Source organism: Xanthomonas sp. SHU 166, assembly GCF_000364685.1.
Lineage (GTDB): Bacteria > Pseudomonadota > Gammaproteobacteria > Xanthomonadales > Xanthomonadaceae > Xanthomonas_A > Xanthomonas_A sontii.
Genome location: NZ_AQOJ01000927.1, coordinates 1 through 6870 on the forward strand (window position 1 = coordinate 1; position 6870 = coordinate 6870).

8 protein-coding genes are annotated in these 6870 nt (G+C 70.0%); 1 reads left to right on the plus strand and 7 read right to left on the minus strand.

Annotated elements, in window-relative coordinates:
* From D180_RS20770 to efp, 6 genes are all read right to left on the minus strand, one after another.
* The coding region (locus D180_RS20770) for a squalene/phytoene synthase family protein (protein WP_043091481.1) at positions 1 to 286 on the minus strand (286 nt) is incomplete at its 3' end.
* Between the two features lie 181 nt (positions 287 to 467).
* The gene (locus D180_RS20775) at positions 468 to 1175 is read right to left on the minus strand and encodes a phosphoglycolate phosphatase (RefSeq protein ID WP_043091479.1); all 708 of its coding nucleotides are present in this window, start codon (positions 1173 to 1175) and stop codon (positions 468 to 470) included.
* A complete protein-coding gene (gene ubiG, locus D180_RS20780; protein ID WP_017914279.1) occupies positions 1165 to 1902 on the minus strand; it encodes a bifunctional 2-polyprenyl-6-hydroxyphenol methylase/3-demethylubiquinol 3-O-methyltransferase UbiG in 738 nt (245 codons plus the stop codon). The genes D180_RS20775 and ubiG overlap by 11 nt, the downstream gene beginning before the upstream one ends.
* Positions 1903 to 1955: 53 nt before the next feature.
* A complete protein-coding gene (locus D180_RS20785; protein WP_017914280.1) occupies positions 1956 to 3290 on the minus strand; it encodes a TRZ/ATZ family hydrolase in 1335 nt (444 codons plus the stop codon).
* A 25-nt stretch (positions 3291 to 3315) separates the two neighbouring features.
* Positions 3316 to 3969: a TMEM175 family protein gene (locus D180_RS20790; protein ID WP_017914281.1), complete on the minus strand. Its 654-nt coding sequence runs from the start codon at positions 3967 to 3969 to the stop codon at positions 3316 to 3318.
* A gap of 126 nt (positions 3970 to 4095) precedes the next feature.
* Positions 4096 to 4662 (minus strand): elongation factor P, encoded by a 567-nt coding sequence (gene efp, locus D180_RS20795; protein ID WP_010343528.1) that lies wholly within the window; start codon positions 4660 to 4662, stop codon positions 4096 to 4098.
* Positions 4663 to 4761: 99 nt separating this feature from the next.
* Between efp and epmB the strand changes: the two genes are divergently transcribed.
* Positions 4762 to 5799 carry an EF-P beta-lysylation protein EpmB gene (gene epmB, locus D180_RS20800; RefSeq protein ID WP_043091480.1) on the plus strand — a complete coding sequence of 346 codons (1038 nt, stop codon included), beginning with the start codon at positions 4762 to 4764 and terminating at the stop codon, positions 5797 to 5799.
* A 60-nt stretch (positions 5800 to 5859) separates the two neighbouring features.
* Here the strand turns inward: epmB and D180_RS20805 are convergent.
* On the minus strand, positions 5860 to 6870 hold a 1011-nt coding region (locus D180_RS20805; protein WP_017914283.1), incomplete at its 5' end, for a GGDEF domain-containing phosphodiesterase.

The window sequence follows — 6870 nt, forward strand, 5'->3', positions numbered from 1 at the left end:
GTTGTGTCCACGGCGCAGCCACCGGCTCCAGCACCCGGCCCAGCGGATGCCGCGAACGCTGCCCGGCCCAACTGCGCAGTTCCTCGCCCCACCACGCCAGCTTGGCGTCGGCCGGCAGCGGGTCGCCGGCGATGTTGAGGATGTCGTCGAACTCCTGCAGCAGGGCGAACCAGGCCACGGTGCGGGCGCGCTGCGGCGCCGGCACGAACGCCTCGGCCACGGCCCATTCCGGCCAGCGGCGGCGCCATTTGTCGAGGAAGGCATCCAGGGCGGACGAACTGCTCATGCGATCGGTGAATCCGGAGTCAGGCGCGCGCGCCGACGGCATCGCGCAATGGGAGAGTGAGCGCGGCTGCCGCGCAGAACGCGCAGTGTACGTGCGCGACCGGTGGATGCCGAGCGGCGTCGGCGTGCAGGCCGCGACACGGCGGTCATGCATCACCGCGAACGCGGCGACAGCACCGGTTTCAGGACGCGGCTGCGCTGACCGGCCAGGCCGCGGCGTCGTACAACTCGGCCGGCGCGGCGACCATCGCATCGGCGCGCCAGGCCAGCGGATCGTCTTCGTCCAGCCGATAACCCCACAGCACCGCCACCGAGGCCATGCCGGCGGCGCGAGCGGCGAGGATGTCGCGTTCGTCGTCACCGACGTAGGCCACCTCGTGCGGCGCCACGCCCAGCCGCTGCGCGGCGACCTGCAGCGGCAGCGGATGCGGCTTGCGCTCGGGCAGTGTGTCGCCGCCGATCAGCACCGCGCAGCGCTGCTGCCACTGCAACTGCGGCAGGATCAACCGCGCCAGCGCCTCGGGCTTGTTGGTGACGATGCCCCACACGCTGCCGGCCTCTTCCAGGCGTTGCAGCAGTTCCGGGATGCCGTCGAACGGCTGCGAATGGCGCCCGATCAGCGCCTCGTAGTTGCGCAGGAACGCCGGAATCAGCGCATCGCGTTCGGCCGCGGGCAGATCCGGGAAGGCGACGCCGAGCATCGCCCGCGAGCCCTTGGACACCACCGGCCGCAACTGCGCCAGGGTCAACGCTGCACGGCCATGCTCAGCCAGCACCGCATTGGCCGCGGCCAGCAGATCCGGCGCACTGTCCAGCAACGTGCCATCCAGATCGAACAGCGCAACCCGCGGGTAACCTCGCCGCGGCAGCGGCGCTTCCCTATTCCCCATTCCCGATTCCCGGCTTTGCAGCACACGCCAGGTAATTGACCTCGGTGCGCGACGACAGCCGCGCGCGATTGCGCCACGGCTCGTAAGCCAGGCCGCTGACGTCGCGCAGCTGCAGTTCGGCCTGGCGCAACCAGGCGGCCAGTTCCGCCGGCTTGATGAAATCCTGGTAGCGGTGGGTGCCGGTGGGCAGCAGCCGCGCCACGTACTCGGCACCGACGATGGCCAGGGCGAACGCGGCCGGGGTGCGGTTGAGGGTGGACAGGAACAGCTGTCCGCCCGGCTTGAGCAGGGTCGCGCAGGCGCGCACGATCGCCGCCGGATCGGGCACGTGCTCGAGCATCTCCATGCAGGTGATGGCGTCGAAGCTGCCCGGTTGTGCGGCCGCCAGGTCCTCGACCGACTGCACGCGGTAGTCGACCTCGACCCCGGATTCGAACTGGTGCAGCCGCGCGACCTTGATCAGCTCCGGTGCCAGATCGATCGCGGTGACCTGCGCGCCCTCCTTGGCCAGCGACTCGCTGAGCAGGCCGCCGCCGCACCCTACGTCCAGCACCGTCGCCCCGCGCAGCGGCAGGCGCTCGGCGACGTAGCGCAGACGCACAGGATTGAGCGCATGCAGCGGCTTCTGCGGGCCGTCGGCATCCCACCAGCGGGTGGCCAGGGCGCCGAACTTGTCCAGTTCGGCCTGATCGAAATTGGCGGAGGCGTTGGCGGCGGAAGCGGTCATGGCGAACTCTCGTTGGGGCCGCGCGCGCGGAGCGGCACGGCGAACATAGCGGATCAGGCGTGGACGCTGCGAATACGTTCGCGCCACTCGCGCGCATTGGCGACCAGCGCGTCGACGTCCATGTCCACCAGCACGCGCTGGCTGAGCTTGGGCTGGCCGGCGATCCACACGTCGCTGACCTGCTGCCGACCGGTGGCGTACACCAGTTGCGACAGCACGTTGTGCAGCGGCTGGGTCTCCAGCGCCGACAGGTCCACGCAGATCAGGTCGGCCTGCTTGCCCGGCTCGATCGAGCCGATCGTCTCGCCGAAGCCCAACGCACGCGCGCCGCCCAGGGTGGCCGCGCGCAGCGTGCTGGCCGCGTCCAGCGCGGTGGCGTCGTTGGCCACCGCCTTGGCCAGGATCGCCGCGGTGCGGTTCTCGCTGAACATGTCCAGGTCGTTGTTGCTGGCGCAGCCGTCGGTGCCGATCGCCAGGTTCACGCCCGCCCGCTGCAGCGCGCAGGCCGGGCAGAAGCCGGAGGCGAGCTTGAGGTTGGATTCGGGGCAATGCACCACGCTGACCCCGCGCTCGGCGCACAGGTGGATCTCGGCGTCGGTGAGCTGGGTCATGTGCACCGCGATCAGGCGGTCGTTGACCAGGCCCAGACGGTCCAGCCGCGCCAGCGGGCGCTGCCCGTACTGCTTGAGCGAGTCGGCGATTTCCTGCGCGGTCTCGTGGGTGTGCAGGTGCACCGGCACCTCGAGCTGGTCGGACAGCATCCGCACCCGCTCGAAGTTGGCGTCGTTGACCGTGTACGGCGCATGCGGGGCGAAGGCGATGCCGACCAGCGGATCGTCGCGCCACTGATCGTGCACCTCGCAGGCGCGGGCGAAGTACTCGTCGGAGGTCTTGGCCCAGGCGGTCGGGAAATCGATGATCACCGTGCCGACCCGCGCGCGGAAGCCGTGCTGCTTGTACACCGCGGCCTGCACGTCGGCGAAGAAGTAGTTCTCGTTGGCGCAGGTGGTGCCGCCGCGCAGCATCTCGGCGATGGCCAGCGCGGTGCCGTCGGCGACGAACTCCGGGCCGATCACCGCGGTCTCCACCGGCCAGATGTGCTGCTGCAGCCACACCATCAGCGGCAGGTCGTCGGCGATGCCGCGCAGCAGGGTCATCGGGTTGTGGGTATGCGCGTTGACCAGCCCCGGCAGCAGCGCCGCGTCCGGACGCGAGACGGTGCGCGCGGGGGCGAAGCGCGTGCGCGCCTCGGCCGTGGGCAGCACCGCCACGATCTCGCTGCCGCGCACCGCCACCGCGTGGTCTTCCAGCACCACCGCATGCGGTTCGATCGGGACCACGTAGCCGGCTTCGATCAGCAGGTCGCAGGATTCGGGTATGGAGGTCATCGCAGGGACTCTGGAAAAGGGAGGGTCACGGTGCCGCCTGGGACTGGCGGATGCGTCGCTGGTACACGCGCATCACCCCCCACTGCAGCAGAAAGACCGCCAGGAAGCCGAAGCGGCCCAGCCACGGTGCCACCATGCCCACGGGGATGCATAACGCGAACACCACCGGCGAGACCGCCGCGCGCAGCTTCATCGCCTGCGCCTGCAGCGGGCCCAGCCGCTGCGCCAGGCCTTCCTTGCGCACCGCATAGGCATGCAGCCAGTAGCCGGCCAGGCCGATCGCCGCCAGATGCGCGCAGTACACCGAGAACGCCTCGTGGCTGCCGAAATAGTCCGAGTACAGCGCGGTGGAGAACGGCAGCAGGCCGATCAGCAGCAACTGCAGCACGTTGAGCCAGATCAGCCGGTCGTCGAACTGGCGGATGTGCCGGCACAGCTGCAGGTGCGACTTCCAGAACAGCGCGGTGACCAGGAAGCTGACCGCGAAACCGATGAACAGCGGCAGCATCCGGTGCAGGGCGGCGAGGATGCCGCCGGCCGCCGCGACCTCGGCGTGTCCGGGCACCTTGATTTCCACCGCCAGCAAGGTGATGGCGATGGCGAAGACCGCATCGCTGAAGAACACGACGCGGTCGTGCGGGTACTTGCTGTCGGCGCTGTCGGCGTGGCTGGTCGTCACGGGCGTTTCCTGGGAGCGAGGTGGTCCATCACCGCCGCACGGCGATCCGGCGCATGGCGCTGCCTGGCCGCCGCACGCCAGCGCGTGCGCATGCCCGCGGCCGGCGGCGGCCGCGGGCATGCCGACTTACTTGACGCGCGAAACGTATTCGCCCGAACGCGTATCGACGCGGATCACTTCTTCCTGGCCGACGAACAGCGGCACGCGCACCACCGCACCGGTCTCCAGGGTCGCCGGCTTGCCGCCACCGCCGGAGGTATCGCCGCGCACGCCCGGGTCGGTCTCGACGATCTTCAGTTCGACGAAGTTCGGCGGGGTGACCTGGATCGGCGTGCCGTTCCACAGCGTCACCACGCAATCCTCCTCGCCCTTGATCCACTTGGCGGCGTCGCCGACGCCGGCCTTGTCGGCCTGCACCTGCTCGAAGGTTTCCTGCTGCATGAAGTGCCAGTATTCGCCGTCGCTATACAGGTACTGCATGTCGGTGTCGACCACGTCGGCCGCTTCCACGCTGTCGGTCGCCTTCATGGTCATTTCGACCACGCGCCCGGACTTGATGAAGCGGTACTTGACGCGGGTGAACGCCTGGCCCTTGCCGGGCTTGACGTATTCGGTATCGGTGATGATCGCAGGCTCGCTGTTGACCAGGATCTTCATCCCGTTCTTGACGTCGTTCATGCCGTAGCTGGCCATCTGAAACTCCTCGGGTAAGGCAAACCCGCCGCGTTCGGCGGCCGGCCGGATAGAATGGAAGCTCCGCCGCAACGGCGGGCGCTCGTGTGATGACCGCCTATGATAACCGCAGCCCCCCGCCCGATGCAGCCGTCCCCGCCCCTGCCCGCCGCCGCGCCGCCGCGCTGGCAGCAGGCCTGGCGCGACGCCGTGCGCGATCCGCGCGAGCTGCTGGCCCTGCTGGACCTGGATCCGCAGGCGCTGGGCGTTTCCGAAAAGGCTGCGACGCAGTTCGCGCTGCGCGTGCCGCGCAGCTTCGTCGCACGCATGCGCCCGGGCGATCCGCACGACCCGCTGCTGCGCCAGGTGCTGCCGATCGACGACGAGCAGCGCGTGGTCGCCGGCTTCGCCCTGGATGCGGTCGGCGACACCGCGGCCAAGAAGGCCGACGGGGTGATCCACAAGTACCGCGGCCGTGCCCTGCTGGTGGCCACCGGCAGTTGCGCGGTGCACTGCCGCTACTGCTTCCGCCGGCACTTTCCCTATGCCGACGAGACCGCTGCGCGCGATGGCTGGCGCACGGCGGTGGCGGCGACCGCGGCCGACCCCAGCATCGAGGAAGTGATCCTGTCCGGCGGCGATCCGCTGTCGCTGGCCACGCCGAAGCTGGCCGAACTCACCGAGGCGCTGGCGACGCTGCCGCAACTCAAGCGCCTGCGCATCCACAGCCGCCTGCCGGTGGTGCTGCCCGAACGCGTCGACGCGCCGCTGCTGGCCTGGCTGCGCACGCTGCCGTGGCCGCTGGCGTTCGTGATCCACGCCAACCACGCCAACGAATTCGATGCCGGCGTCGATGCCGCGCTGGCGCGCCTGCGCGAGGCCGGCGCGCACCTGCTCAACCAGGCGGTGCTGCTGCGCGGGGTCAACGACAGCGTGGAGGCGCTGGCCGCGCTGAGCGAGCGCAGCTTCGCCGCCGGCGTGCTGCCCTACTACCTGCACCAGTTGGACCGGGTGCAGGGCGTGGCCCATTTCGAAGTGGACGATGCCACCGCGCTGGCGCTGCACCAGGCGCTGGCCGCACGCCTGTCCGGTTACCTGGTGCCGAAACTGGTGCGCGAGATTCCCGGCGACAGCGGCAAGCGCCCGCTGCTGCCCTGACCCGCCTGGCCGGGACCGCCGCAGGCACAGCGCACGCCGGCCACGACGCCGCAGCGGCGATCACGCGCTGGCGGGCGGTGCGTCCTCGTTGGCGAGCAGTTGGCGGAATTCCTCCGCGCTGAGCGGTCGGCTGAGCCAGAAGCCCTGCCCCAGTTCGCAGCCGCGCTCGCGCAGCAGCTCGAACTGGGTCTCCTGTTCGATGCCCTCGGCGACTACGGTGATGTCCAGCGAATGCGCCATGGCGATGATCGCCGTGGTCAGCGCCAGGTCGTCCGGGTCGCGCTGCAGGTCGGCGACGAAACTCTTGTCGATCTTGACCCCGTCCACCGGCACCTGGCGCAGATGGCTCAGGCCGGAGAAGCCGGTACCGAAGTCGTCCAGCCAGACCTTGACCCCGGTCCGATGCAGCCGCGCCAGCATGCTCGCCGCCTGCAGTTCGTCGCCGATCACCGCGGTCTCGGTCAGCTCCAGATGCAATTGCGCCGCCGGCAGCCCGGACTCGCGCAGGCATTCGGCCACCACTTCGGGCAGATCGCCGCTGCGCAACTGCCGCGGCGAGACGTTGACCGAGACGAACAGGTCGGCACTGCCGTCGGCGCGCCGCCACTGGGTGGCCTCGCTGCAGGCCGCGCGCAGCACCTTGGGGCCAATGCTTTCGATCAGCCCGCTCTGCTCGGCCACGTCGATGAACACCGTCGGCGAGATCGTGCCCATCGCCGGATGCTGCCAGCGCAGCAGCACCTCGACGCCGACCATGCGCCGGTCCTGGGTGCGGAAGATCGGCTGGTAGGCCAGCTTCAGTTCGTCGCGCTCCCAGGCGCCGCGCAGTTCGTGCTCCATGTGCACGCGCCGCTCCACCGCATAGTCCATCGCGCGGCTGTAGAAGCGGTGGCAGTTCTTGCCGGCCAGCTTGGCCTGGTACATGGCGATGTCGCCGTTCTTCAGCAGCGCCGAGGCGTCCTCGGCATCGCCCGGGTAGACAGTGATGCCGATCGAGGTGCCCATGAACACCTCGCGGCCCTGGATCCGCAGCGGCTCGCGCAGTTCCTGCACCAGCCGCTGCGCCAGCGC